Origin of the sequence: Methylogaea oryzae, from assembly GCF_019669985.1 — a bacterium.
GTDB classification, from domain to species: Bacteria; Pseudomonadota; Gammaproteobacteria; order Methylococcales; family Methylococcaceae; genus Methylogaea; species Methylogaea oryzae.
Genome location: NZ_AP019782.1, coordinates 1,253,590 through 1,277,090 on the forward strand (window position 1 = coordinate 1,253,590; position 23,501 = coordinate 1,277,090).

Here is a 23,501-nt window from a genome sequence, read left to right on the forward strand (position 1 = left end):
GCTTAGTCTTCCATCAAATCGAACATGTCCTTGTCCACGCCGCAATCGGGGCAGGACCAGTCGTCGGGAACGTCCTCCCAACGGGTGCCTGGAGCGATGCCGGAATCCGGGTCGCCGACGGCTTCGTCGTAAACGTATTGGCAGGCGGCGCAGACGTATTTGCGGTACGGAGGCATGGATGATTCGCGCGTAGTTTAACGAGGCGCCGATTTTAACGCGGACAGGCCGGAAGCGCCCGCCGTCGGCGCGGGAGACGCGGGATGGCGTTTGCTCCCGAGTGGTTTTATCGCCGCCGCTATGGCAACCTTTGCCGAGTTTCGCCGCACGATGCCTGCAAGGAATATCGAGGATGACACACGCTTTGCGATTGCCCTTCGACGCCGTCGCCTACCTGGACTGGGAGGCAACCCAGCCGGAAAAACACGAGTACCTGGCCGGAGAGGTCTTCGCCATGGTCGGCGCGCGGCGTGAGCACGTGGTGGTGGCTGGCAATCTGGCGGCGGCTTTCAAGCAGCGCCTGCGTGGCGGCCCGTGCCAAGCCTATATTTCCGGCATGAAGCTGCGGGTGGAAAAGGTCGACGCCTTTTTCTATCCCGACGTTACCGTGTCCGGCGACGCGCGGGACCACGCGGCCGGACAATTCCTGTCCTACCCCACGCTGGTTGCGGAAGTGCTGTCCGACTTCACCGCCGCCTTCGACCGGGGCGGCAAATTCGCCGCTTACCGCAGCCTGGAATCCCTCAAGGAATACGTCATCGTCGACATTCCCGCCCGGCGGGTGGAGTGCTTCCGCCGTACCCAGGAGAACGACTGGCTGCTGCACGAGTACTTGGGCGACGATACCTGTCATTTTCCTTGCTTGGGCGTCGACGTGCCCATGGCGGAAATTTTCGAGAACGCCGAACCGGCTGCGCCGGAAAGCGAGTAGAGGCCATGACGATAGACGGGGTATTGGCGATGCTGGGTTGGTGCGCCGTCCTCAACCTGGGGTTGCTGTTGTGCTGGTTTTTATTGTTCCTGCTGGCCCACGACCGGCTCTACCGCCTGCATGCCCGCTGGTTCCAATTGGGCGAGGCGCAGTTCGACGCCATTCACTACGGCGGCATGGCGGCCTATAAAATCGCCATATTGCTGTTCAACCTGACGCCGTATTTGGCTTTGCGGATCGCCGGCTAGCCCGGAAGGCCGCTCCCCGCATCAATCAATCTTCCTGAATTGATTGGCGAAAGCGCTGTCGATGTCGGCAGGCCGGTGCTAGTCTGCCCGCCGTATCGCGCAACAGGAGTAGCCATGGACGTGAGTCCTCCGCAAACCGCCGACCCGGTCCGGGCCCGGTTGCTCAAGGCGGCCTTGGAATGTTTTCTGGCCGACGACTACCACCGGGTCACCACCCGCCGCATCGCCGCCATGGCCGGGGCCAACGTGTCCATGATCCGCTACTACTTCGGCAGCAAGGAAGGCCTGTACGAGGAGGCGATCCGCGACACTTTGCAGCCGCTGCTGGAGGCGCTGGACGGCCCGTTGCTGTCGTCGCCGGAAGGGTTCGCCGATTTCCTGAACCTTTACTACCGGACCATGTGCCAGCGGCCGGAATTTCCCAAGCTGATTCTGAAAGTGCTGGCGCTGAAGCAGGGGCCGGGGCGGCGCTTCATCCACCAGTTGCTGGAGCGGGGCCGCGCGCGGGGCGCCAGGAAGGTCGCCGAGCTGCAAGCCGCCGGACAAGCGGCGGCATCGCTGGACCCTGACATGGTGAGGCTGGTTTTCGTCAGCCTGGCCATGACGCCGATGCTGCTGAAAGAGGTGTTCGAGGAGCAAATGGCGCGTCCGCTAGACGCTCGGTTTTTCGACGATCTGGCCCGCTTCAACGGCCGGTTGATCGCCGCCGGGCTGGCGCCGGCCTGAGAGGGGAGGAGTTATGGCTTTGCAAAAAAACGCCTTGGCCGTGCGAGGGTTTGCCCTGGCGATGCGATTCGCCGGCTGGCTGCAAAACCTGCCCAACCGGCTCACGCCGCCGCCGTTTCGCCTGGTGCAGATCGGCTCGGCCTTTTGGCAATCGCGGGCGCTGTATGTGGCGGCCCGGCTGGATATCGCCACCGTACTGGCCGACGGTCAGCGGCCGGTGGAGGACATCGCCGCCCGCGTCGGCGCGCAAGCCGACGCCCTTTACCGGCTATTGCGCATGCTGGCGGCCCTGGGCATTTTCCGGGAGGCCGCGCCCCGCGTGTTCGCCAACAACCGCCTTTCCGCGCCCTTGCGGGAGGACGCCCCGGACAGCGTGCGGGCGATGATCCTCATGCACAACTCGCCGGCCATGAGCCGGCCCTGGTTCGAGCAACTGGAGTCCTGCGTCAGGGACGGCGGCGTGCCTTTCCGCCGCGTCCATGGGCAGGATTTGTACGACTACATGGACGACCACGCCGAATTCGACGCCTTGTTTTCGCGGGCCATGGACAGCGTGGAGGCCTTGAGCGGCGACAGTTTCGCCCAGGACTTCGACTGGAGCCGTTTCCAACGGGTCATCGACGTGGGCGGCTCCATGGGGAGCAAGTCCATCGCCATCCTGCGGCGACACCCCCGGGTGCGGGCCGTGGTGGTGGATCGCGCCCAGGTCGTCGGCGCGGCGGCGGGGCACTGGCAGGGGCGGCAGCCCCCGGAGCTGCTGGCCCGCCTGAGTTTCCAAGCCGGCGACGTGCTGGAAACACTGCCGCCGGCCGGCAGCGGCCGGGACATCTATTTGCTGAGCGCCGTGCTGCACGGGTTCGACGACGACGCTTGCGTCAAAGGCTTGCGCAACGTCGCCGCCGCCTGCGGTTCAAGCGGCGCCCGCATCGCCCTGTTGGAGCTGGTTTTGGCCGAAACCGCCGCGGATTTCGTCGGCGCTGCCTTCGACATGCAAATGTTCATGGGGACGCAGGGCAGGGAGCGGACGTTGACGGACTGGCGGCGGTTGTTCGAACGTGCCGGTTTGGTATTGGAGGAACAAGTGGAACTGCGCTCGTTCGCCCGGCTATTGCTGCTGCGCTTGGGATAGCGGAGTTGATACGGCGCAGTTTATAAAACTTTTCCGTTGGGCGACCGCCGCAACGAGCCAAAAGCCGTTAAACGGCTCGATTGGCCTTGACGTTCGATTCGCAGACGGCTTTGTATTCTTCATACAGCTTCTGCGACAAACCCTGGCCGCCGCTTTCGGAAAACAATTCGGGAATGGAATAGGTTTTCCAGTTTTTCAACGCCTCGGCTGGTTCGCATTGTACGCAGGCATCCGGCAGGTCGGGCGCGGGCGTTTCCTTGATCTTATGGCAGGTGCGATAAGACATAAACGATTTCAGGTTGCGGCAAATAAAATAGGTGGTATTCGTCATTTCGGTAATCCAACTTTGGCTGATGTGAATGTCGATAAATGGTTAAGCGATTCGGCGTTCCCGTGGGCGATACGCGTTAGTCAAACCGCGGGTCCGAACGTCAGGCTGTGCCGAATTGTTCAACCATCATTTCCAGGCGTTTGGTCAGCGAGACGAGTTCGCTGCTATAGCCGATGATGTCGCCGGCTTTGTTCACTAATATCGTGGAGTGGTTGTCGATGTTTTCGATGCCGCGCTTGATGTCCGCCGCGACGACGTGCTGTTGTTCCGTCGCGCTGGCGATTTGGGCATTCATGTCGGTAATGGTGTCGACCGCCTGGGTTAATGAGCTTAAAGCCGACTCCGTGCGGCTGACGCATTCCACGCTGCGGGACGCTTTGCCGCGCGCGCCATTCATGATGTCGACCGCTTGTTGCACGCCCTCCCGTAGTTTGCTGATGGTGGATTGAATTTCCTGGGTGGATTGCTGGGTGCGTCCGGCCAATACGCGCACTTCGTCCGCCACAACGGCGAAGCCTCGGCCTTGCTCCCCGGCGCGAGCCGCTTCGATGGCGGCATTCAAGGCCAATAAGTTGGTTTGTTCGGCGATGGCTTTGATGACATCCAGCACCGTGCCGATGCTTTCGCTGTGGGAGGCGAGCTGTTGAATCGTATGTTCCGCCGCGTGCACCTCCTCCGACAGGTGCTGGATAGCCAGGATCGCTTCTTCCACGGTGGCCTTGCCGTCGGACGACAGCGCATCGGCGTTTTTGGCGGCTTCGAATGCGCGCAGGGCGCTACGCGCCACGTCGTTGAAGGTGTCGGTCATTTGCCCCATGGCCGTGGCGGCGGAGTGCGTCTCCTCCCTTTGCTGTTCCATCGCCGCGGCGGCCATGTTGACGGTTCCATTGGTGGACGCCGCTTGCCCCGCCAGTTCGCGCGCGGCGTGTTCGATGCGCCGCACCACGGTGCGCAGGCGCGCCTGGTACATTTTCAGCGCCAGTTGCAACTGGCCGATTTCGTCGCCGCGTCCGGTATAGACGTGGCGCATGATGGGGTTGTCCACGATGCGTTTGCTGCTTTCCGCCAGCGTTACCAGCGGCTGCAACGTTTGGTGGACCGCGGCGACGGCGGCCAAGCTGAGCAGCAACGCCAGCGGAGCGGCAATAGGCAGGGGGACGAGGCCTGCTAGGGCCAGCCCGAGACACAGGCAAACATTGGCCGTTACGATCAGGGCCGACAAGCGTTTACGCAGGCCCCAATGGTTGACGATGCGGGCTGCGCCCTTGCCCGCGTTCAGATGGCCATAAAGCGCTTCGGCCCGACGCCGCGCCGATTCGCTGGGGACGACGCGCGTGGATTCGTACCCGGTCACCTGGCCTTTTTCGGTCATTGGGGTAACGTAAGCGTCCACCCAATAGAAATCGCCGTTTTTGCAGCGGTTCTTGACGATGCCCATCCACGGCTTGCCTGCCTTGAGCGTTTGCCACAGATCGGCGAAGGCGCCGGGAGGCATATCGGGATGGCGAACCACATTGTGATTGTTTCCCAACAGCTCGTCTTCGGAAAATCCGCTGACCTTCAGCAAATCATCGTTAACCGTCGTGATGATGCCTTTGAGGTCGGTGGCCGACATTAGCGTCATATCGCTGTGAAACGGATGTTCGTTTCGGGTTATAGGAAGATTTCTGCGCATACTGGATAGCCGATTCTTTGTGTAGGGTTGCCGTAGCGGCGGGCCTATGCTGCAATGGCGCCGATGACGTTTTTATATAAAAAACCGTTTTCCGGCAGGCCGACGTAAAATCCCTGTGCGAAGTCCACGTTGAGCAAGTTTATTTCCTGCAGGATATCGGCGTTTTCAATGTATTCGCCGATGGTTTTTGTGCCGATTTTCGCGCACAGATTGCTTAGGCATTCCACCAAGGCATGGTCGATCGTGGTGCGGCGGATGTTTTTGACAAATTCTCCGTCGATTTTGACGTATTCGAAGTGCAGGTCCCTTAGGTAATGGAACGAGTTATACCCGCAGCCGAAATCGTCGAGAGCGAACGAGAAACCCTTGTTGCGCAACCGGGATAAAAATTGCCTCATGCGGCCGATATCCTGGATGGCGGCGCGTTCGGTGATTTCAAAGACGATGCAGTCCCGCGGTATATTGAAATCCTGGCATAAATGGTCGGCGTAACTGATGACGCTGCGTCCTTGCAGCTCCTGCGCGGACAGATTGATGAACAGCTTTACCAAGCGGCCTCCGTTCGCGACGTGTTGCCCCAGGGCTTCGATGGACTTCCTGACGATGATGTAGTCAAGCCGCCGGGCCAAGCCGTAACGCTCGATGGTATCGATGAAGCACGCCGCCGGCTTGATCGCGCCGTCCTGTTCGATAATGCGGGCCAAGGTTTCGTAACCCAGGATATCGCCGGTAGAAGACGCGACGATGGGCTGGAAAAACGGGACGATCCGGTCCTGATCCAGCGCCAGCTTAATTTCTTCAAGATTGTTAAGTAAAATATGCCGGTCTTGTATTTCGTTTTGTTTGACTTGGTATAAGGCATTTTTGCCGGAGCTTTTTGCCTTATACATGGCGATGTCGGCACTGGCGAGCAGGCTTTCGGACGTATTGCCATTATTGGGGAAAGCGGCTAGGCCGATGGACGCGGTGATCGAAAAATGCTTGCCGCAGGCGGTGAATTTTTTTCTCGATATCGCGGCGCATATTTTTTCGCCAACGATTTCCGCGCCGTCATTCTCCGTTTCCGGCAATATCACCGCGAATTCGTCGCCGCCGATTCTTGCGGCGAGGTCGCCGTTACGCAGGCTGGCCCTTAACGTTTCCGCTATGCCGATCAAAGCGCTGTCGCCGGTTTGATGGCCGAACGAATCGTTGATGTCCTTGAAGTTGTCCAAATCGATGATCAAGACGGCGAAGGTATGTTGATGCCTTTCGGCGCGGCCGATTTCGTAGGACAATATTTCGTTGAAATGGCGTCGGTTATAGAGCTGCGTTAGCGGATCGTGGATGGCGTAAAATTGCAATTCGTCAATTTTATTGGTGATCCGGTGGCAGTAAACCGCGGCCATGCTAAGCACGGAAAGCAAGGATTCGATCACCCGCGTTTCATGATAGGAGTGCTCTTGGCAGGCGACATAAGATAGGCCAAGTATTCCCGTTTCCTCTTGCGTTTTTGCGGGCACCGCCACGGTGACTATTTGCTTGGGCAGCGGGATAACGGAGGCCTGGCTGGAATCGAGGAAGAAGTCGTTGATGACATAGGGCGGAATTCGTGGAAGCTTGAGCGTGGCTAGCAGTTCTGCCACGCAATTGCGGCGAAGCTCGCTCGTTACGCTGTCCGGATACCGTTTGGGGTAATAAAGCTCTACGCCGATATTGTCGCTGTCCATCATGGCGACGAAAAAACAAGCGAAGTCGAATTCCTTGGAAAAACTGCCTAATACGGAAAAAAAGAACTCTCTGCAGCTGATGTTTCGGTCTTGGGCGAGAATGATGGATTCCAGCACGCGTCTTTGCCTTTCCAGCAAATCGTTGGCTGTAACCGCCGTTTTATAGTCCGATACCAGATTATTGTGCGCAATCATGCTGTTGCGCATGGCGGCGATCATTTTTTTCGCGCATCGGTCGCGCACTTTCCACAAATGCTCGTAGCCTATGCTGGTGCGCAGGAAATGCTGGGCGATATCGTCGGGAACGGCGCGACGCCCGCTATCGATATCGTCCTTCGCGTTATTCGGCGATTCTTGGGTTTTCATGGCGAGTGCGGTTTCTTTCAGCATGCGATGGGCATGTGCGGCGTGATCGCGTAAACGCACCACGGCTTCGAGAATCTCCGCGTGTTCGGCGATCACGTGCGTGCGCAAGTAGTCAAGCTCGGTGTCCATGAAAAACCTCAAGTTAACGTGTAACAGTTGTCGCCATTGAACGGTTTGGTTTCGTCGAGTAAATCGATGCCGCATCTGATTTCGCTTAACCAATTCAAGAATTGCTTCACGGCGCTGCCGCGATAGATCGGGCCATGTTGCGGCGCGATATAGTCGATTTCCAGGTCTTTGATGGCGCTGAGCCAAGTTCTAATGGCCTTGTTGCCGCACATATAGCGCTTATGGAAACCTTCCACGTAGGGTATGTGACCGGGGAAATCATCCACGAATACGCTACGGTTTCCTTCGGGCATAAGGGCCGCGCCGATGTCGCCGGTGAATAATACTTTCGAGATGGGATCGTAAACGTTGATTTGCCCTTCGGAGTGCAAGAAATGCGCGGGCAGCAGCAACAGTTTCCAGTTTCCCGGGAGGTGCAGCGTCATGCCTTCGTCGGGTACGCCGACAAACGCATCGCAACGGCTGATGCCGTAATGGGGTAAAAATCTCAACCATATTTGCGAGACAAAAACCGGCGTGTCGACCAGTTCGAGCCAGGTGGAAAGGCCGCCGACGATATCGGGGTCTTGGTGCGATAGGATGATCGCCGAGATTTGGTCCGGTTGGACGTGCCGCAACATATTGACCAATACTTTCGGCATGACGCCGAATCCGCCGGGGTCCAACAGCACGCCTTTGCCTTGATGGCAAACGAGGTATTGGTTGGAGGGTATTCCGTTTTTTTCACCCGGTTCGGAAATATTCAACAAGTCGAAACTATGTCCCGATCTGTTGTATAGATTGGTCGCCAAGTTCATGGGTGTGGTCTGGTTAAATTTCGCGGTTAATCAAGCGTTTTATAGGTCGTGGAAACGGTCGACGGCGTGTCGGCATTCTTTTGGCGCCGATGTTGCGCTTTATTATGACTTGAACGCGAAAAGTCACTATCCGGGGAACTGGTGATTTGTAGGAAAGGGAAGGCTAGTAGCTTAGGGGCAGATTAATGTGGCTTTCCTTGCTGTTTATAACGCTAAAGCATTAGGCGTTCGGCCTATTTTGCTTGTTTTGTAGTGATTGGGTTGTAGTCCGACTGTTGCGCTAATCCTTCATGGCGTCAGGCGTGGTATCTGTCGTATTTTGCGCATCACCCTAAAGTCGTAGTTGTTGTGTTGTTAAAGTGCTGCATAGGTGTGTGCGTTGTTAGGTGGATATGGTTCCTAGGTATTGGGCGTCTCGTTATCGTGCTACGACATGGTGAGGTCGGGTTGACGATTGTGGGTTTAGTCGTACAAAATCCCGGTATCGGGTCGATGGCTTTATATCCGTATATTCGGCGGGCGGGTTGTGCCGGCTAGCCAATACAGTACATTTCGAGGGCGGTAGATACGATCATGAGCGATTTAGCGGGCGATACCTTGGTTGCGCCTGAGTCCACCGTTGTTTGGCTGGGAAGCGGGACGGGAATGCAAAATTTGCTGCTGGCCGAGGCCATTCAACAGCATACGGGGTATGTCTGCCGGCCTTGCGGAGAGATTGCGCAGGCATGCCACAGCGGTCGTTGCGGAGAGCGTTGCCTGGTGTTGCTGGACATGGACGCGCCGCAAATCGACAAGCACGCTTGGTTGGATAGTCTGCAGCAGCTGTGTTCTAAGTATTGCGTCATGTTGTTCAATGCGACGATCGGCGACGGCAGCGAAGGCTTGGTTTTGCGTTATCCGCAGGTTCGCGGGGTGTTGTTCCAAAACACCAATATGGAACAGCTCGGCCTTTCGATAAACCGGGTGCTGGCGGGGGACTATTGGCTGCCGCGGGAGTGGCTGATCAGCCATTTCGAAAGGAGCCGTTCCGTGCGGCAGTTGGCGACGAAAGGCGCCGGCGATTCGCCGTTGGAAAAACAGTTGACGGAGGCGGAGTTGAAGATTTTGCGGTTGTTGGCGATCGGTCGGAAAAATGCCGAAATCGCGGAGGAATTGCATATTTCGGCTAATACGGTGAAAACCCACCTATATAATTTATTCCGGAAATTGAAAGTGACCAGCCGCGTGCAGGCGGTACTATGGGCTAACGAGCACTTGCCCGAACCTTCCGCCGAGCCGTGAGAAAGGTGACGGCATAAAAAAGGGCCGACGCGCTTAAGCGCGTCGGCCCTTTTTGACGGAACGCCGCTTACAGGGTGTTCAGCGCGTTCAGCTCTTTGAACGCCTGCTGCAGGCGATCCACCATGCTGACCTGGGCTGCGCGTACCCATACGCGCGGGTCGTAGAACTTCTTGTTGGGCTTGTCGGCGCCTTCCGGATTGCCGATCTGGCCCTGCAGGTAGCCTTCGTTCTTTTTATAGAACTCGCGGATACCGTTCCAGTAAGCCCACTGGGTGTCGGTGTCGATGTTCATTTTGATGACACCGTAGCTGATGGACTCTTGGATTTCTTCCGCGCTGGAGCCGGAGCCGCCGTGGAACACGAAGTTCAGGCTGTTGGCCGGCACGCCGAACTTCTCGGAGACGTGCTTCTGCGAGTTGTCCAGGATCTTCGGCGTCAGCTTGACGTTGCCCGGCGAGTACACGCCGTGCACGTTGCCGAAGGACGCGGCGATAGTGAAGCGGTGGCTGATCTTGCTCAGCTCCTCATAGGCGTAAGCCACGTCTTCCGGCTGGGTGTACAGGGCGGAGTGATCCATGCCGCTGTTGTCCACGCCGTCTTCTTCGCCGCCGGTGCAGCCCAGTTCGATTTCCAGGGTCATGCCCATCTTGGACATGCGCTCCAGGTACTTGGCGCAGGTTTCGATGTTTTCCTTCAGGCTTTCTTCCGACAGGTCCAGCATGTGGGAGCTGAACAGCGGCTTGCCGGTTTCGGCGAAGTGCTTTTCGCCCAGGTCCAGCATGCCGTCGACCCAGGGCAGCAGCTTCTTGGCGGCGTGGTCGGTGTGCACGATGACCGGCACGCCGTAGTATTCGGCCATCAGGTGCACGTGGCGTGCGCCGGACACCGCGCCCAGCACGTTGGGTTGCTGGCCTTCCAGCTTCAGGCCCTTGCCGGCGACAAATTGCGCGCCGCCGTTGGAGAACTGGATCACCACTGCGGACTGTGCCTTCGCCGCAGCTTCCAGCACGGCGTTGATGGAGTCGGTGCTGATGACGTTAACGGCCGGCAGGGCGAACTTGCCGGCTTTGCAGGCGGCGAATACTTTTTGTACGTCTTCGCCGGTGACGACGCCGGGTTTGACGATATCGGAGATTTTCTGAGACATATCGAATCCTGTATCAGCCTGAATTTAAGGTGGCCCAACATTATAGCAAAGGAAGCCTGCGCGGTCGCCGCCAAGGCTGCGGCGGGCCGGCTCTGCTAGAATGCCGGCATTTCGTTGTCGCTGCGAGCAGAATCCATGACCCTCAGGAAAACCCGTTTCGCCCCCAGTCCCACCGGCTTGATCCATATCGGCAATGTGCGCACGGCCTTGCTCAGCAAGCTCTACGGCGAAAGGTTTTTGCTGCGCATCGAGGATACGGACCAGGAACGCAGCCGCGAGGAGTTCGTGGAAGCGCTGATGGAAGACTTGCGCTGGCTGGGATTGGCCTGGGACGAAGGCCCTCATTCGGCGCGGGCGCAACCGGATTATCACCAGTCGCAGCGGGGCGCGATTTACGACGAGTTCTACCTGCGACTGGCGGAAGAGGGCTTGGCCTATCCTTGCTTCTGCAGCGCGACGGAGCTGGAGGTGGCGCGCAAAGTGCAGTTGGCCGCCGGCCAGCCGCCCCGGTATTCCGGTAAGTGCGGACGTTTGTCGAAGGACGAGATCGCCGCCCGCCGCGAGCAGGGGTTGGAGCCGACCCTGCGTTTCCGCGTGGCGAAGGACGCCATCGTTGAGTTCGACGACCTGGTGCGCGGCCCGCAGCACTTCGCCAGCAACGACATCGGCGATTTCATCATCCGCCGCGCCGACGGCTCCGCCGCGTTTTTCTTCTGCAACGCCATCGACGATTCCCTCATGGGCGTGACCCACGTGCTGCGCGGCGACGACCACCTCAGCAACACGCCGCGCCAGATCATGATCCTGCGCGCCTTGGGGCTGGCCGTGCCCCATTACGGCCACACCGCGCTGATCCTGGGCGACGACGGTTCGCCCCTGTCCAAGCGCAACGGCAGCCGCAGCATCCGCGAACTGCGCGAGGAGGGCTATATGCCCCTGGCGGTGAGCAATATGCTGGCGCGCCTGGGCCACCACTACGACAGCGAGGAACTGCTGGACATCCAAGCCCTCTCCAGCGGATTCCGCGTGGAGCATCTGGGCAAATCGCCGGCCCGTTTCGACCCGGTCCACCTCAACCATTGGCAGGAATTGGCGGTGCGCGCCGCCGACGACGAGGCGCTGTGGAACTGGTTGCTCAACGATACCCGCCAGCGGGTGCCGGAACTGCGGCAATCGGCCTTCCTGGACATCGTGCGCAGCAACTGCCGCTTCCCCCTGGAAGCCCACCAGTGGGCCACGGCGTTGTTCAGCGACGCCTTGGAGCGCGGCGCGGAAGTGCACGATATCGCCACGGTTGCGGGCGAGGCGTTTTTCCAAGCGGCTTACGATGCCGCCGCCGCCCATCCCGACAATTACGAGGCCTTCCTGGAGCAGCTGAAGCAGCAAAGCGGCGCCAAGGGCAAGGGCCTGTTCCAGCCGTTGCGTTCCGCTCTGACCGGCCGGTTGGACGGGCCGGAACTGCCCAAGATTTACGCCATTATGGAGCCGCACCGTTTGCGCATGCGCTTGGCCGAGTTCGCCCGCGGCGCGCAGTAATCGTCACAGCAACCCACCCGAGACTGGAGAGTCCGCCATGAAAAACAAGCTCGCGTTACTGTCCTGCGTCGCCGCCTTGGCGGCGCAGCCGTCCGCCGCCGCGCCGGCCCAGCCCGAGGGGCTGGAGCGAATCCGCCATATCGTGGTTATCGTATTAGAAAACCACAGTTTCGACAGCTTGTACGGTCGCTTCCCCGGCGCCAACGGCCTCGCCCAAGCCGGGCCGGACACCTCCATGCAAGGCGATCTGGACGGACGGCTTTACGAAACCCTGCCGGAGGTGAAGGGCGACGGCGGCAAGCCCGATCTCCGCTTCCCCGGCGATCTGCCCAATGAACCGTTCGACATCGGCGCATTCGCGTCGGCCAGCCAGAAGATCCCCAATCTCACCCACCGTTTTTACCTGCACCAGGAGCAGATCGACGGCGGGCGCATGGATCACTATGCCGCCTTGTCGGAGGTTGGCGGGCTGGTGATGGGGCATTACGACGCCGGTCTGTCGCCCATGGGAGCGTTCGCCCGCCAGTACACCGTGGCCGACAATTTTTTCCAGGCGGCTTTCGGCGGCTCGTTTCTTAATCATCAATGGCTGGTTTGCGCCTGTACGCCGCGCTACGAAGGCGCTCCGGCCGAGCTGAAGACGCAGCTGGACGCCAACGGCAAGGCCGTCAAGGAGCGCGCTCTGACGCCGGACGGTTACGCGGTCAACACCCTGCAGCCGTTCGCCGCGCCTTTCGATGCGAAAGCCGCCGACCCCGCGCTGCGTTTGCCGCCCCAGCTCCAGCCCACCATCGGCGACCGCCTGAGCGCGAAAAACGTCAGCTGGGCCTGGTACTCCGGCGGGTGGAACGACGCTGTCGCCGGACATCCGGACCCCAGTTTTCAGTTTCATCACCAGCCCTTCGCGTACTACAAAAACTACGGGCCGGGCAGCAAGGGGCGGGCGGAGCATTTGAAGGACGCGACGGATTTCCTGCGGGGCGTGGAGCGGGGCAGTCTGCCGGCCGTGGCGTTCTACAAACCCATCGGCAGCCTCAACGAGCATCCCGGCTACGCCGATTTGCTGTCCGGCGAGAGGCATGTGGCGGACGTCATCGAAAAAATCCAGGACAGCCCGTTGTGGGGCAACACCGCCATCATCGTCACCTACGACGAGTACGGCGGGTTTTGGGACCACGTGCCGCCGCCCGAAGGCGACCGCTGGGGGCCGGGTACGCGGGTGCCGACGCTGATTATTTCTCCTTACGCCAGGCACGGCCACGTGGATCACACGCTCTACGACGCCACGTCCATCCTCAAATTCATCGAAACCCGCTTCGGTTTGCAGCCTTTGGGGCCGCGCGACGAAAAAGCCGGCGATTTGTTGAACGCCTTCGATTTTCGGCCGTGACGGGGAACGGGCCGCGGCGGACGGTGTTCTAGGCCGTCGCGGATTCCTGTAAACCGGCGTGGGGAGGATAGGGGGGCGTGCCGCGTCGTTCTATCATGGGCTTGCGCCTTGGGGGCTGCGCCCCACGCGCATCCCGCCGATCCCAGCGGCATCGCCAAGGGGGGCTTTATACGCCGGCCAGCACCGCGATGAAAGCCAAGCCGGCCAGGGCGGTCAGCGTCGCGCCGGCGGCCAGGGTGGTGCGGCGGTTGCTCCAGAGGGCCGTGTAAGCGGCTTTCAGCAGGTTGTTGCTGGCGGAGGCGACGACAATGGCTTGGGCGATGGCCTGGTCCGGCGCGGCGAAGCCGCCTTGCAACAACGACAGCACGAACGGATCGATATCGGCGAAGCCGACGACGAAGGACAGCGCCACCAGGCCGCCGTGGGCATAGTTTTCGATGGTCCAATGGGTGGCGGCCGCGATCAGCACGAAAGCGCCGGCGAATAGCAGGGCCGAGCCCAGTTCCAACGGGTTGCGCTGCTTCGCCAACGCCGCGACGGCGGGGCAGTCCGCGCATTCCTGGGCGTTGAGGCGATAGGCTACCAGGCCCGCCAGGGCCGTTAGGGGCAGGAACACGGCGAGCAGCTTGAGGCAGACCGCCAGGTTGAACACAGCGACCACGGCCAGTAGGCGCAGGTACATGATGGCGGTCGCCAGCACGATGGCGGCGGCGGGCTTGCTACTGTTGGGGCCGTAACGGCGCGATTGCCGGGCGACCACCACGGTGGTGGCGGTGCTGGAATAAACGCCGCCGATGGCGCCGGTTAGCAACAGGCCGCGATCCTGCCATAAATAGGTTTGCAGCAGGTAGCCCACGTAAGAAATGCCGCTGATCACCGTGACCGCCAGCCAAGTCTGGTACAGGTTGACCGGGATGAAGTCGGCGATGGGCTCCGGCGGCACCAGGGGCAGGATGACGCCGGTGAGCACCAGGAACTTGGAGGCGGTGATGATCTCCTCGTTGCTCAGGCGCTCCGTCAGGCGGCGAATGCGCGGCTTGGCGTTGAGCACGAACAGGATGGTGATGGCGTACAGCACCAGAAACCACTTGGGCAGGGTCTGGGCGATGGGGCCGAGCGCGTAACAGGACAGCGCCAGCAGGATGCCGATCATGCCGTATTGCTCGTGCTGGATCTTGGCCCGGTAGTAGCTGAGCAGCAGGGCGCCGACTACCAGCATGCCGCCCAGGTAGAGCAGGGGCAGGGCTTCCAGCTGGTAGAGCACGAAGCCGAGGATGGCGATGAAAACGCAGGTGCGGGTGGTGCCGAACACGTTTTCCTTGTGTTCGCCGATGTAGTACTCGCGCAGGCCGATGCCGATCAGGAAGCCGATGGCGGTGGTCGCCAGGAAGTTGATCAGCAGGCCGGGTAGGTTATCGACGAGCAGGTTGTGCATGGGCTAAGTCCCGCTGGCTACCACATCAAATCGTCCGGCACCTGGTACTGGGCGTAAGGATCGTCGTCCGGCACGGCCGCGTTTTGCGCCACGGCGTTGTCCACCACCAGAACGGACGGGTCGCGGACGCGAATTTTCTCGGCGATGTCCGCCGGCACCAGTTCGTAGCGTTCGCCTTGCTTGACCACCGCCAGCGCGCCGCGAACGATCTGGCCCCGCACTTCGTCGGATACCCGCAGGCTTTTGACTTTGCCGCCGTCGGTGAAATTGTAGGGCGTTTCTCCGTCGCCGGGCGGGCGGCGATGGGTTTCCACCAGCTGTTTGATCTGGGCGGCGACGGCTTTTTGCGCCGCCGCTTCGTTGCGTTGCTGATTGAGTTGGCGGTCGCGCTCGGCTTTTTCCGCCTGGGCGCGCTGGGCTTGCTGCCGCGCCTGTTCCTCGGCGGCGGTCAGGGCTTTGTTGCCTTGTTTTTGCTGGGTTTCCTTGCGTTTTTCCGCGGTGGCTTTCTTGGCCTGCTTGTCGTTGACCAGGCCCGCTTTCAGCAATTGGTCCTGCAATGCGTTGCGCATGAGCGTAGGTTCCTGTTGGGATTGGAATCGGCCGAGGCCTTGTTGTTAGGGAGGCGTTTCCCAAAAACCTTCGGGGCTAAAGCCCCTCCTACGGGAGCGCCGGGTCGCCGTAGGAGGGGCTTTAGCCCCGATTGGCCGCGCCGGACCCGTGCGGGGCCGGCGCGGGGGCGGGCGATTACGCCGAAGCGGGCGCCTCGGCCGGCACCAGCTTACTGTAGTAAGGCCATTTTCTGACGTGCAGATGGCGCCGCAGCGGCGATTTGATCACCGACACGCACAGGGCGATGGACAGCAGGCACCAAACGGCGGCGTACTCGTTGGGGTTGTCGGTGAGGATGTCGGACAGCATGGGTCCGATCAGGTAGTGGAAACCGACGAAACGCCAGGAACCGTACAGCAGCGGCAAATAGAAGCCGGCCAGGATATAGGCGAAACCGTGCAGGCCCCAGATGAAGCCGAACGGGTTGTCCGGGTAGTCGGACATCAGGCCGTTAAGGGGCAGCTGCCAGGCGATGTGCCAATCGCCGGAAACGGAGCAGGGCTGGGCGCCGCAGAAGCCTTCCTTGCCGATGATGCAGAAGCTGGCCCAGGGGAAGGGGTACATCTTCACCAGCATGGCCAGGGCGGCCACGGCGCAAAGGCTGTACACCACCGTGCTGATTTTCTGCTTCACTTCCTTGGGCACGAAATACATCGCCACCATGTTGATGAAGAAGGGCTGGAAGGCGATGTGTATGTAGCCGAACAGGGTTAATATCTGGTTCGCCGGCTTGTCGCACTGGTCGATGTAAACGTAGGTGGCCGCTTGCAGCAACTCCATGCAGGCGAAATAAGTCAGCGGAATCCACAGCTGTTTGGATTCCCCTTTGTAGGCAACGTAGGCTGCCGTGCTAAACCCGACGGTAGCCAGTACCGCGGACGCTTCACCGCTCCAACACATGATTCAAGCCTTCCCGGATAAGCCCGGCGAAAAGGGGGCATTGTATAACGAGGCGCGGCGGGATTTCTAAGCAAATGCGCCCCGTCCGGCGCGGCCTTGCGTTTGGCGGGAGGCCGCCGGGAGAAAAACGGCGCGGCGGCGGTCCAACCGGCGTACGTTTTTTCATCGACCCTCATCTCAGGAGTATTCCCGCCATGACGAAAAGCCCCGACTACGCTGGTTTTCCCTTCCGCCGTTGGTGCGGTTACGGCCTGGCCGCCTTGGTGATCGCCGTATTGGCGGGTTGCGGCGAAAGCAACCCCGGCGCCGCCGCCGTGGCGGCCCCGGCCACGTTGTCCGGCAGCGTCATCGGCGACGAGGGTCCGGTCAAGGAGGCCCAGGTGGAATTGCAGGACAGCCACGGCCAGGTTCTGGGCAAAACGGCGCTGCACGGCGGTTCGCGCTACAGCTTGCCGGCGCCGAAAAGCGGCGCTTATCCCGTGGTGATCGTCGCCACCACGGCCGGCGGCGAAACGCTCAAGGCGGTGCTGACCAAGGCCGTCGTGACCGACCAGGACTTGACGCCCATGAGCACCTTGCTGGTGGAGGCGGCGCAGCAGCTGGGCGGCTTCACCGACGAGAACATCGCCAAGGCGGCGCGCGCCGCCATCGGCCAGCGCCAGGTGCAGGGCGGCAGCCGCAGTTCGTCGGGGTTCAAGGGCGATCTAACCAAGCAGTACGGCGGTTGGCATTAAGCCGAAAGCGGGGCCGAATTTTCGGCGTCATGGGCGGCGGGGGCCGCCTCGATGGTAGGCTATGCGCGCTAATAATAACTGCCAGCGGAGCCGTCCATGAGCAACCTGATTTCCTGCGGCGAACTCGCCGCCCTGATGGAGCGCAACACGCCCCTGGTCGTCGTCGATACCCGCGCGCCGGAAGAGTACGTAGCCGAGCATTTGCCGGGCGCGGTCAATATCCGGGACATCTTCAGCTATCTGGCAACCACTTCCGAGCAGGGCGTGGCCGCCCTGCGCGATCACTTCGCCGATTTGTTCGGCAAGGCCGGCATCGGCGGCGACGAGGACGTGGTGATCTACGAGGACACCATGAACAGCGGCTACGGCCAGTCCTGTCGCGGCTGGTTCTTGCTGCGCTACCTGGGCCACGAGCGGGTGCGGGTGCTGGATGGCGGCCTGCGCGCTTGGAAAGCCGAGGGCCGTTCCGTCACCGACGCGCCGTCCGCGCCGGTGGCGGTCCAGTTCAAGCCGAGGCCGGCCGAGGACGCCATGGTCACTTGCCGGCAAATGCTGGACTCCCTGAGCGACGCCGCCATCGTCAAGCTGGACACGCGCGACTACGACGAGTGGACCGGCGAAAGCTCTTCCCCCTACGGTCGCGATTTCGCGCCGCGTAAAGGTCGTATTCCCGGCGCCGTGTGGATCGAGTGGCATCGCCTGATGGATGTGTCTTCCGGCATCCCCCGCTTCCGGCCGAAGGAGGAGGTGCGGGCCATTTGCCGGGAAGTGGGCGTGACGCCGGAATCGACGGTATATCTCTATTGCTTTAAAGGCGCCCGCGCCGCCAACACTTTGTTGGCCTTGACCGAGGCCGGGTTCGGCAAGGTCGGGCTGTATTTCGGCTCTTGGAACGAATGGTCCCGCGACCCGGCCCTGCCCATCGAGGCAGGGGAGCCGGACCCGGCCCGCATGGCGAGCCGGGCGTCGGCGTAGCGATGTTTCCGCCTGGCTGTCGCCGACGCGGCGCCAGGCGTTTTCTTTCTACACGCCTTCTTTGGCCTCTCCCCCCAGCGCTTCCACCAGCTGCGGCAGGAAACGGCTGAATTCCGCGGTCATCAAGGCGAAATCGCTGTAAAAGCTGTCGCCGTTGTCGGCTTGGGATTCGGCTTCTTCCTGCAGCACGTCCAGGAACTGGACGCGCTTTACCTGCATTTTGTCGGTGAGCACGAAGGCGATGCGGTCGTCCCAGGTCAAGGCCAGGCGCGTGGCGCGTTTGCCGGCGGCGATGTGGGCGGGGATCTCGTCCGCGTCCAGGGGGTGGCGGGCATAGCGCACCGTGGCTTTTTCCTCGTCCGGGGCGCACAGCTCGCATTCCCGTTCGATGGTGAAGCCGGCCGGAGCGTCGCCGCTGGACAGCCAGTCGGTCATGGCCGCCGCCGGCGAAGTCTGCGTCACCAGCGGGCGCAAGGAGAAATTCTCCACCGCTTTGTGCAGGTACTGCACCACGTCGTCCGCCTGATTGGCACTGCCGGCGTTCACCGCCAGCCAGCCGTTCAGCGTGTCCAGCCATACCTGGGTGGTGCGGCGGCGGCTAAAGGCGCGCGGCATCAGCTCTTCGGTGACTTGCTCCTTGATCTGCTGCGCCTGTTTGCGGCCGGGGCGGTAACCTTGCTGCTGTTCCATTTCCTCGATCCGGTCATGGGTGACCTGGTTGACCACGGAGGCCGGCAGCAGCTTCTGCTCGGTGCACAACGCCAGCAGCCAGTGGCGGTCCAGCGTGTAGACGAGGGCGTCCTCGTCGTTCTTGGGCGGCACCCAGCCGGCGCTCTGCATGGTCAACGTGCCGCAGGGCTGGAACGGAATTTTGGCCAATTGCTCTTCCAGTTGGGCCGGGGTAATGCGCCAGTCGGCGGGTAAACGGTAAAGCTGCAGGTTTTTGAACCACATAGAAAAATCGAAGCTTAAGGGAGTCATGGAGGGAGGCCGCCGGCGCGCCGGCGGCGAGGGGCTTATTATAACGGCGGCAACCGCCGGCGGTTGCCGCCCCGCGTTCAGTCCCGGTATCTGCCCAGCACCAGGACGGCGTTGGTGCCGCCGAAGCCCAGGCTGTTGCTCATGGCCACATCCACCGCCGTATCGGCCGTTTCCCGCACGATGGGGAGGCCTTCGAAAGCCGGGTCCAGCGTCTCGATATTGATGGAAGGGGCGAGGAAGCCGTGCTCCAGCATGCCGATGCAGTAAATGGCTTCCTGCGCGCCGGAGGCGCCGATGGCGTGGCCGGTCATGGATTTGGTGGAGGAGAAGGGCGGCACCTGCTCGCCGAACACCTTGCGGATGCCGTTCACCTCCGCCAGATCTCCTTGTTGCGTGGCGGTGCCGTGGGTATTGATGTAGCCGATGTCGGCCGGGGCCAGCTTGGCGCTTTCCAGGGCGGCGGATATGCAGGCCGCGGTTTGCAGTCCCTCGGTTTCCGGAAAAATCATGGTGCCGCCTTCGGAGTTGGCGCCGAACCCCAAGATTTCGGCATAAATTTTCGCGCCCCGGGCCTGGGCCCGCTGCAATTCTTCCAGAATCACGATGCCGCCGCCGCCGCTGATGACGAAACCGTCGCGGTTCTGGTCGTAGGGCCGCGACGCCTTTTCCGGCGTGTCGTTGTATTGGCTGGATAATGCCATGCGCATGGCGGCAAAGGCCCCGGCGATGAGTTCGTTCAATTCCTCGGCGCCGCCCGCCAAGCTTAAATCCATAACCCCGTCGCGAATCAATTCGTAAGCGTGGCCGATATTATGGGTCGAGGTGGCGCAGGCCGAGCTGATGGAATAACTGCGTCCCTTGACGCCGAATATATTCGCCAAGGACGCGCTACAGGAGCTGGACATGGCGTGGCACACGGTATAAGGATTCACCCGCTTCACCTGGTTGCGGTATACCTTTTCCGCGCCTTGATAAATCGCCGTCAAGCCGCCCACGCCGCTGCCGACGATGCAGCCGGTGCGGGGCGATTGCAGGTCCGCCTCGGTCAGGCCAGCGTCGTCCACCGCGTCCTTGGCGGCCAAAACGCTGAAAACGGCGCCGTCCGAGGCATAGGCCAGCTGGCTTTTTTTGATGCCGCTGCTTGCGATCTTTCCCGCGACGTCGCCCAGGTTGCCGGCGACCGTGCTGGGGAATCCCAGTTCCCGCCATTGCGGCATGGCGCAAAGGCCGGAATTCCCCTGTTTAAGATTGGCGACTACCTCCGCATAACCGTGGCCGATACTGGAAACAATCCCTACGCCGGTGACTACGACGCGCCGTTGTCTCATGATTTCGCCGCGAGGCCGGACTCGATCAAGGCGACCACGTCGCCGACGGTTTGCAATCCGAGCAGCTGTTTGTCTTCGACCACGATGTCGTAGTGTTCTTCTAGGTCCATAATCGCGGTGAGGCTGCCGACGGAGTCCAAATCGAGGTCGTCCTTCAACGACAAATTTTCCGTTACCTCTTCTGGCTTAAGCTTTAAATCGCCGGCATTGATAATATATTCGGCAACTTTAGCCAGTATTTCTTCTTTCATTGATATCCCAGGTGGTTTCGTGTCGACTCTAAAGGCACCGCGCGGGCGCGCGTATGGGATATTTTCTCAAAAAAAAGCGCCGCTGCGTTTGTTGTCGCGAAATTGTCATGAAATAAAAGGCGCGGGACGGCCGGCAGGGGAAGCCGGCGGTTCGCCGCCATGCCGCGCTTGTCGGCGGGCCGATTGTTCCCTATAATCCTCCGCTCCATCAAGCCGGTGTAGCTCAGTCGGTAGAGCAACTGATTCGTAATCAGTAGGTCACCAGTTCGATTCCGGTCACCGGCACCAGAATTTCCGATTCGCAATCAAGAAGTTGGCATACGCTCTGGCCTGCCGGCTTTCTTTCTCGGCGGCGCAACTGCCGGCCTTTCCGGCTAAGCGCCGCATTCGCGTCGTCCGCTTCGATCAAGCTGTCCGCTAAGCCGGACGCCCGTGGATATTTTCCGCCGGCCGTTCGTTATCCGCGCCCGCCCGCCGCGCCGAAGTCCCGGTTCCTCGCGCCATCCGTTTTCCGCTGATCGATATCCGCCGGCGCCGCTTGCCTGGCCGCTAAATTACGGCAAGTTCGACTTGCGACACATAGGCGTTCGCGCATTGCTCGGCTTGTGCGCGGGTCTCGGCTAAGGCCATGACGCATCCGATGCGGTCGCTGTTTTGGTAAGGCGGCGTGACGGCATCTCCGGGCGTTTTTAATATCTCCACCTGCTTGATTCGTCGGTCGGGCGTCTGCGGCAGACGGATGTCGGCCAGGGTGCCGGCGCGTTCGGCCACGATCCACCGGGACACTGCGTAACCGTCGGGCTTTCGATAGGCCGCAGCGGATGGCGGTATGCCAAGATGGAGGTCGATCAAATCCCGATGAACGGACCTGCCGAACGCCAGGTTCAATAAACGCGGGATTTTTGCCCCCACCAGCCGCGGGTTGACCTCGACCAGCAAAGGGCCTTCGGCGGAGAGGATGATCTCCGTGTGGCTGGCGCCGTCGTTGAAGCCGACCGCGTCGAGTACGGCAAAGACATACTCCCGCACCGGCGCGACGTCGAAACGGTCGGATGGGAAGCAGCTGCCCTGGATTGCGCCGAACGGCGGCGGAAACATCGACTTTTCATTAATGCCCAACATCACGTGTTTTCCGTCCAGGGTCAAGGTGTCGCAACCGATCAATGTGCCCTCGATGTAGCGCTCCACCAACAGGCGGTCATTGGCGGTTACGCCCAAACCGTAGTCGGTTCGGCAAGGTAAATAATGGTCCAGCGGGTCGATGAGCGGATTGATGTCGTCGTCGGTCAGCAGCATCGTGATATTCTGCGAACCGTAGCCGTCGCACGGTTTTACGATGACAGGCAACCCCAGGTCCGAGACCGCGTTTCGGAGTTCGCCGTTGTGCGTGGCCAAGGCGAAATCCGGCTGTGCGATGCCTCGCTCGGCCAACGCGCATCGGACGCGGTATTTGTCGCGCAGGAGCGTTGCGGTTTGCGGGTTGAGAAAGCGCAATCCCAATCGTTCCGCCAAAGCCGCCGCTTCGATAATACGGATATCGATCAAGCAGAGGATCCCGTCGAACGGCGTTTCGCCATGGATAGCGGCGGCGCTTTTTTCGAACGCGGCGTAGCTGAACGGCTGGATTTCAATAACCGCTCGCGCCCGGGACAAATACGCTTCCAGCGAACCATTGCGCTGGTAATGGGCGAGATCCGCCGTGAAAAAAGTCACTTCATGGCCGACCGCCAAGGCGGCCTGCAAAATGTCGAAATCGTTGCCGCCGGGGGCTTCCAGTAAAAGCAAATGCGCCATGCGTCGTACCTCGCGTGATGGGGGCGATATTGTCGATGAGCGGTTTTCCCGACTTCGTCGGTCTATCCGCGTTCAAGGCGTTTCCGCCAGCCGGAATCCCATGGCATAGGTGGCCGAGAGAGGATTGTGCCCGTGGCGCCTGCGAGTCCTGGCAAGATCCCGGAATCGGGCGAAACTGCCCCCCCTGGCGACGCGGTATTCGCCGTGTATCTGGCTGAGATGGTCGTCGATCGCTGCGCCGCCGGGGTAGGGGCGATAGACGTCGGCGACGTATTCCTCGACGTTGCCGGCCATATCGTGCGCACCGAAAGGGGACGCGCCGCCGGGAAAGGCGCCTACCGGCGTGGTGTCGAATATGGCGGTTTCGCAGGTATTGGCTCGCTCCGTGTCGAAAGCGTCGCCCCAGGGGAACTCCCGGCGCTCGCGGCCCGCGGCGGCGAACTCCCATTCGTATTCCGTGGGTAGGCGAAAGCGTCGGCCGGTCTTGTCGGACAGCCAGCGAACATAGGCATCGCAAGCGGCGGCGCTGAGGGTATATACCGGGTGATTCGCTCGTTCGATGGGGTATCGCCGCAACGACCAGCTGGTCGGGATCTCGTGATAATGGGTGTCGAGTAGGAAGTCGCGGTATTCGCCGTTGGTGACAGGATATTTTCCGATGCGATAGGCGGACAGCTTAACCGTGTGTTGCGGGCACTCTTTTCGTATCCAGGTGTCCTGCAGGCCGAGCTTGTCGTATCGCTGCAATACGTCGCCGACCCGTGCGGGGTCCAAGCCGACGATTGCCGTGCCGCCGTCGATTTCCACCATCGGCGGATCCAACGCACGTAGGCGCGGGTCGCCGGCCAATGCGAGCAAGTTTCCCGCCGCCAGCCGGGCAACCAGCGTAGCCTCGCGGTCTTCCACCATGGCGATTAATTGGGGTTTCCCGAGGGCGCGTAGCTTCTCGTAGGCCTCGGGTAATCGGCGCGACACCGAGTCGGCGATGTAATGTTCGGGCAGCCCGAGGCGCTCGCGATCGGTCATTGCGCCGCACAGTACGTTATTGAATTCCGGCCAATGGGGCCGTTCGGGATTAGACGGCATATAAACGACCTCGTAG

General features: G+C 61.0%; 23 protein-coding genes and 1 tRNA gene. 10 read left to right on the forward strand and 14 right to left on the reverse strand.

Annotation, left to right across the window (positions count from 1 at the left end):
- Positions 1–2: 2 nt before the first annotated feature.
- A complete protein-coding gene (locus tag K5607_RS05930; RefSeq protein WP_054774635.1) occupies positions 3–176 on the reverse strand; it encodes a rubredoxin in 174 nt (57 codons plus the stop codon).
- A 173-nt stretch (positions 177–349) separates the two neighbouring features.
- Between K5607_RS05930 and K5607_RS05935 the strand changes: the two genes are divergently transcribed.
- The 4 genes from K5607_RS05935 to K5607_RS05950 all read left to right on the forward strand — a co-directional run bounded on the left by K5607_RS05935 (position 350) and on the right by K5607_RS05950 (position 3,031).
- Positions 350–928 carry a Uma2 family endonuclease gene (locus K5607_RS05935; protein WP_221048503.1) on the forward strand — a complete coding sequence of 193 codons (579 nt, stop codon included), beginning with the start codon at positions 350–352 and terminating at the stop codon, positions 926–928.
- Positions 929–933: 5 nt separating this feature from the next.
- Entirely contained in the window at positions 934–1,176 is a 243-nt protein-coding gene (locus K5607_RS05940; RefSeq protein ID WP_054774637.1) for a DUF6868 family protein, read from the forward strand.
- 114 nt (positions 1,177–1,290) lie between these two features.
- Positions 1,291–1,902, forward strand: coding sequence for a TetR/AcrR family transcriptional regulator (locus K5607_RS05945; RefSeq protein ID WP_221048504.1), 612 nt, complete (start codon positions 1,291–1,293; stop codon positions 1,900–1,902).
- 13 nt (positions 1,903–1,915) lie between these two features.
- Entirely contained in the window at positions 1,916–3,031 is a 1,116-nt protein-coding gene (locus tag K5607_RS05950; protein ID WP_221048505.1) for a methyltransferase, read from the forward strand.
- A gap of 67 nt (positions 3,032–3,098) precedes the next feature.
- On the opposite strand, the gene K5607_RS05955 is transcribed toward K5607_RS05950, so the two are convergent.
- The 4 genes from K5607_RS05955 to K5607_RS18035 form a co-directional block, all read right to left on the reverse strand.
- On the reverse strand, positions 3,099–3,362 hold the full coding sequence (locus tag K5607_RS05955) for a hypothetical protein (protein WP_054773495.1): 264 nt from the start codon (positions 3,360–3,362) through the stop codon (positions 3,099–3,101).
- Positions 3,363–3,462: 100 nt separating this feature from the next.
- A complete protein-coding gene (locus K5607_RS05960; protein WP_221048506.1) occupies positions 3,463–4,977 on the reverse strand; it encodes a methyl-accepting chemotaxis protein in 1,515 nt (504 codons plus the stop codon).
- 104 nt (positions 4,978–5,081) lie between these two features.
- Positions 5,082–7,316, reverse strand: coding sequence for a putative bifunctional diguanylate cyclase/phosphodiesterase (locus K5607_RS18235; RefSeq protein WP_343222983.1), 2,235 nt, complete (start codon positions 7,314–7,316; stop codon positions 5,082–5,084).
- Complete coding sequence (locus K5607_RS18035) at positions 7,250–8,038, reverse strand: oxygen-binding di-iron domain-containing protein (RefSeq protein ID WP_054773490.1); 789 nt, start codon at positions 8,036–8,038, stop codon at positions 7,250–7,252. Before K5607_RS18035 ends, K5607_RS18235 begins: the two co-directional genes overlap by 67 nt.
- Positions 8,039–8,611: 573 nt before the next feature.
- Between K5607_RS18035 and K5607_RS05970 the strand changes: the two genes are divergently transcribed.
- Positions 8,612–9,319 carry a helix-turn-helix transcriptional regulator gene (locus tag K5607_RS05970; protein ID WP_221048508.1) on the forward strand — a complete coding sequence of 236 codons (708 nt, stop codon included), beginning with the start codon at positions 8,612–8,614 and terminating at the stop codon, positions 9,317–9,319.
- A gap of 67 nt (positions 9,320–9,386) precedes the next feature.
- On the opposite strand, the gene fbaA is transcribed toward K5607_RS05970, so the two are convergent.
- Entirely contained in the window at positions 9,387–10,466 is a 1,080-nt protein-coding gene (fbaA, locus tag K5607_RS05975; protein ID WP_054773487.1) for a class II fructose-bisphosphate aldolase, read from the reverse strand.
- Between the two features lie 135 nt (positions 10,467–10,601).
- Here fbaA and gltX point away from each other — a divergent pair, with 135 nt between their 5' ends.
- Positions 10,602–12,002: a glutamate--tRNA ligase gene (gltX, locus tag K5607_RS05980; RefSeq protein ID WP_221048509.1), complete on the forward strand. Its 1,401-nt coding sequence runs from the start codon at positions 10,602–10,604 to the stop codon at positions 12,000–12,002.
- A gap of 37 nt (positions 12,003–12,039) precedes the next feature.
- The gene (locus K5607_RS05985) at positions 12,040–13,392 is read left to right on the forward strand and encodes an alkaline phosphatase family protein (protein WP_221048510.1); all 1,353 of its coding nucleotides are present in this window, start codon (positions 12,040–12,042) and stop codon (positions 13,390–13,392) included.
- 166 nt (positions 13,393–13,558) lie between these two features.
- Here the strand turns inward: K5607_RS05985 and K5607_RS05990 are convergent, their stop codons facing one another.
- The 3 genes from K5607_RS05990 to K5607_RS06000 form a co-directional block, all read right to left on the reverse strand.
- Positions 13,559–14,827, reverse strand: a complete 1,269-nt coding sequence (locus K5607_RS05990) for an MgtC/SapB family protein (protein ID WP_054772588.1) — start codon at positions 14,825–14,827, stop codon at positions 13,559–13,561.
- A 17-nt stretch (positions 14,828–14,844) separates the two neighbouring features.
- Positions 14,845–15,396, reverse strand: coding sequence for a DUF2058 domain-containing protein (locus K5607_RS05995; protein WP_054772589.1), 552 nt, complete (start codon positions 15,394–15,396; stop codon positions 14,845–14,847).
- Between the two features lie 175 nt (positions 15,397–15,571).
- Positions 15,572–16,336 (reverse strand): DUF5765 domain-containing protein, encoded by a 765-nt coding sequence (locus K5607_RS06000; RefSeq protein WP_054772590.1) that lies wholly within the window; start codon positions 16,334–16,336, stop codon positions 15,572–15,574.
- Between the two features lie 194 nt (positions 16,337–16,530).
- Between K5607_RS06000 and K5607_RS06005 the strand changes: the two genes are divergently transcribed.
- Both K5607_RS06005 and K5607_RS06010 read left to right on the forward strand, forming a co-directional pair.
- Positions 16,531–17,070 (forward strand): hypothetical protein, encoded by a 540-nt coding sequence (locus K5607_RS06005; RefSeq protein WP_054772591.1) that lies wholly within the window; start codon positions 16,531–16,533, stop codon positions 17,068–17,070.
- 96 nt (positions 17,071–17,166) lie between these two features.
- Entirely contained in the window at positions 17,167–18,045 is an 879-nt protein-coding gene (locus K5607_RS06010) for a sulfurtransferase (protein ID WP_221048511.1), read from the forward strand.
- Positions 18,046–18,093: 48 nt separating this feature from the next.
- Here the strand turns inward: K5607_RS06010 and K5607_RS06015 are convergent, their stop codons facing one another.
- The 3 genes from K5607_RS06015 to K5607_RS06025 all read right to left on the reverse strand — a co-directional run bounded on the left by K5607_RS06015 (position 18,094) and on the right by K5607_RS06025 (position 20,605).
- Positions 18,094–18,999: a recombination-associated protein RdgC gene (locus K5607_RS06015; RefSeq protein ID WP_054772602.1), complete on the reverse strand. Its 906-nt coding sequence runs from the start codon at positions 18,997–18,999 to the stop codon at positions 18,094–18,096.
- 104 nt (positions 19,000–19,103) lie between these two features.
- Positions 19,104–20,354: a beta-ketoacyl-[acyl-carrier-protein] synthase family protein gene (locus K5607_RS06020; RefSeq protein ID WP_221048512.1), complete on the reverse strand. Its 1,251-nt coding sequence runs from the start codon at positions 20,352–20,354 to the stop codon at positions 19,104–19,106.
- On the reverse strand, positions 20,351–20,605 hold the full coding sequence (locus K5607_RS06025) for an acyl carrier protein (RefSeq protein ID WP_221048513.1): 255 nt from the start codon (positions 20,603–20,605) through the stop codon (positions 20,351–20,353). The genes K5607_RS06020 and K5607_RS06025 overlap by 4 nt, the downstream gene beginning before the upstream one ends.
- 212 nt (positions 20,606–20,817) lie before the next feature.
- Here K5607_RS06025 and K5607_RS06030 point away from each other — a divergent pair.
- Positions 20,818–20,893, forward strand: a tRNA-Thr gene (locus K5607_RS06030).
- Between the two features lie 261 nt (positions 20,894–21,154).
- Here K5607_RS06030 and K5607_RS06035 read toward each other — a convergent pair.
- Positions 21,155–22,348, reverse strand: coding sequence for an ATP-grasp domain-containing protein (locus K5607_RS06035; protein ID WP_221048514.1), 1,194 nt, complete (start codon positions 22,346–22,348; stop codon positions 21,155–21,157).
- Between the two features lie 123 nt (positions 22,349–22,471).
- Positions 22,472–23,485 (reverse strand): formylglycine-generating enzyme family protein, encoded by a 1,014-nt coding sequence (locus K5607_RS06040; RefSeq protein ID WP_221048515.1) that lies wholly within the window; start codon positions 23,483–23,485, stop codon positions 22,472–22,474.
- Positions 23,486–23,501: the final 16 nt, after the last annotated feature.

Coding starts and splice junctions, on each gene's coding strand:
- K5607_RS06040 (WP_221048515.1), bottom strand. CDS start 23,485: ATGCCGTCTAATCCCGAACGGCCCCATTGGCCGGAATTCAATAACGTA.
- K5607_RS05930 (WP_054774635.1), bottom strand. CDS start 176: ATGCCTCCGTACCGCAAATACGTCTGCGCCGCCTGCCAATACGTTTAC.
- K5607_RS18235 (WP_343222983.1), bottom strand. CDS start 7,316: ATGCGGCATCGATTTACTCGACGAAACCAAACCGTTCAATGGCGACAA.
- K5607_RS18035 (WP_054773490.1), bottom strand. CDS start 8,038: ATGAACTTGGCGACCAATCTATACAACAGATCGGGACATAGTTTCGAC.
- K5607_RS05945 (WP_221048504.1), top strand. CDS start 1,291: ATGGACGTGAGTCCTCCGCAAACCGCCGACCCGGTCCGGGCCCGGTTG.
- K5607_RS06015 (WP_054772602.1), bottom strand. CDS start 18,999: ATGTGGTTCAAAAACCTGCAGCTTTACCGTTTACCCGCCGACTGGCGC.
- K5607_RS05955 (WP_054773495.1), bottom strand. CDS start 3,362: ATGACGAATACCACCTATTTTATTTGCCGCAACCTGAAATCGTTTATG.
- K5607_RS06005 (WP_054772591.1), top strand. CDS start 16,531: ATGACGAAAAGCCCCGACTACGCTGGTTTTCCCTTCCGCCGTTGGTGC.
- K5607_RS06025 (WP_221048513.1), bottom strand. CDS start 20,605: ATGAAAGAAGAAATACTGGCTAAAGTTGCCGAATATATTATCAATGCC.
- K5607_RS05950 (WP_221048505.1), top strand. CDS start 1,916: ATGGCTTTGCAAAAAAACGCCTTGGCCGTGCGAGGGTTTGCCCTGGCG.
- K5607_RS05990 (WP_054772588.1), bottom strand. CDS start 14,827: ATGCACAACCTGCTCGTCGATAACCTACCCGGCCTGCTGATCAACTTC.
- K5607_RS05985 (WP_221048510.1), top strand. CDS start 12,040: ATGAAAAACAAGCTCGCGTTACTGTCCTGCGTCGCCGCCTTGGCGGCG.
- K5607_RS06020 (WP_221048512.1), bottom strand. CDS start 20,354: ATGAGACAACGGCGCGTCGTAGTCACCGGCGTAGGGATTGTTTCCAGT.
- K5607_RS05995 (WP_054772589.1), bottom strand. CDS start 15,396: ATGCGCAACGCATTGCAGGACCAATTGCTGAAAGCGGGCCTGGTCAAC.
- fbaA (WP_054773487.1), bottom strand. CDS start 10,466: ATGTCTCAGAAAATCTCCGATATCGTCAAACCCGGCGTCGTCACCGGC.
- gltX (WP_221048509.1), top strand. CDS start 10,602: ATGACCCTCAGGAAAACCCGTTTCGCCCCCAGTCCCACCGGCTTGATC.
- K5607_RS05960 (WP_221048506.1), bottom strand. CDS start 4,977: ATGTCGGCCACCGACCTCAAAGGCATCATCACGACGGTTAACGATGAT.
- K5607_RS05970 (WP_221048508.1), top strand. CDS start 8,612: ATGAGCGATTTAGCGGGCGATACCTTGGTTGCGCCTGAGTCCACCGTT.
- K5607_RS05935 (WP_221048503.1), top strand. CDS start 350: ATGACACACGCTTTGCGATTGCCCTTCGACGCCGTCGCCTACCTGGAC.
- K5607_RS06010 (WP_221048511.1), top strand. CDS start 17,167: ATGAGCAACCTGATTTCCTGCGGCGAACTCGCCGCCCTGATGGAGCGC.
- K5607_RS05940 (WP_054774637.1), top strand. CDS start 934: ATGACGATAGACGGGGTATTGGCGATGCTGGGTTGGTGCGCCGTCCTC.
- K5607_RS06000 (WP_054772590.1), bottom strand. CDS start 16,336: ATGTGTTGGAGCGGTGAAGCGTCCGCGGTACTGGCTACCGTCGGGTTT.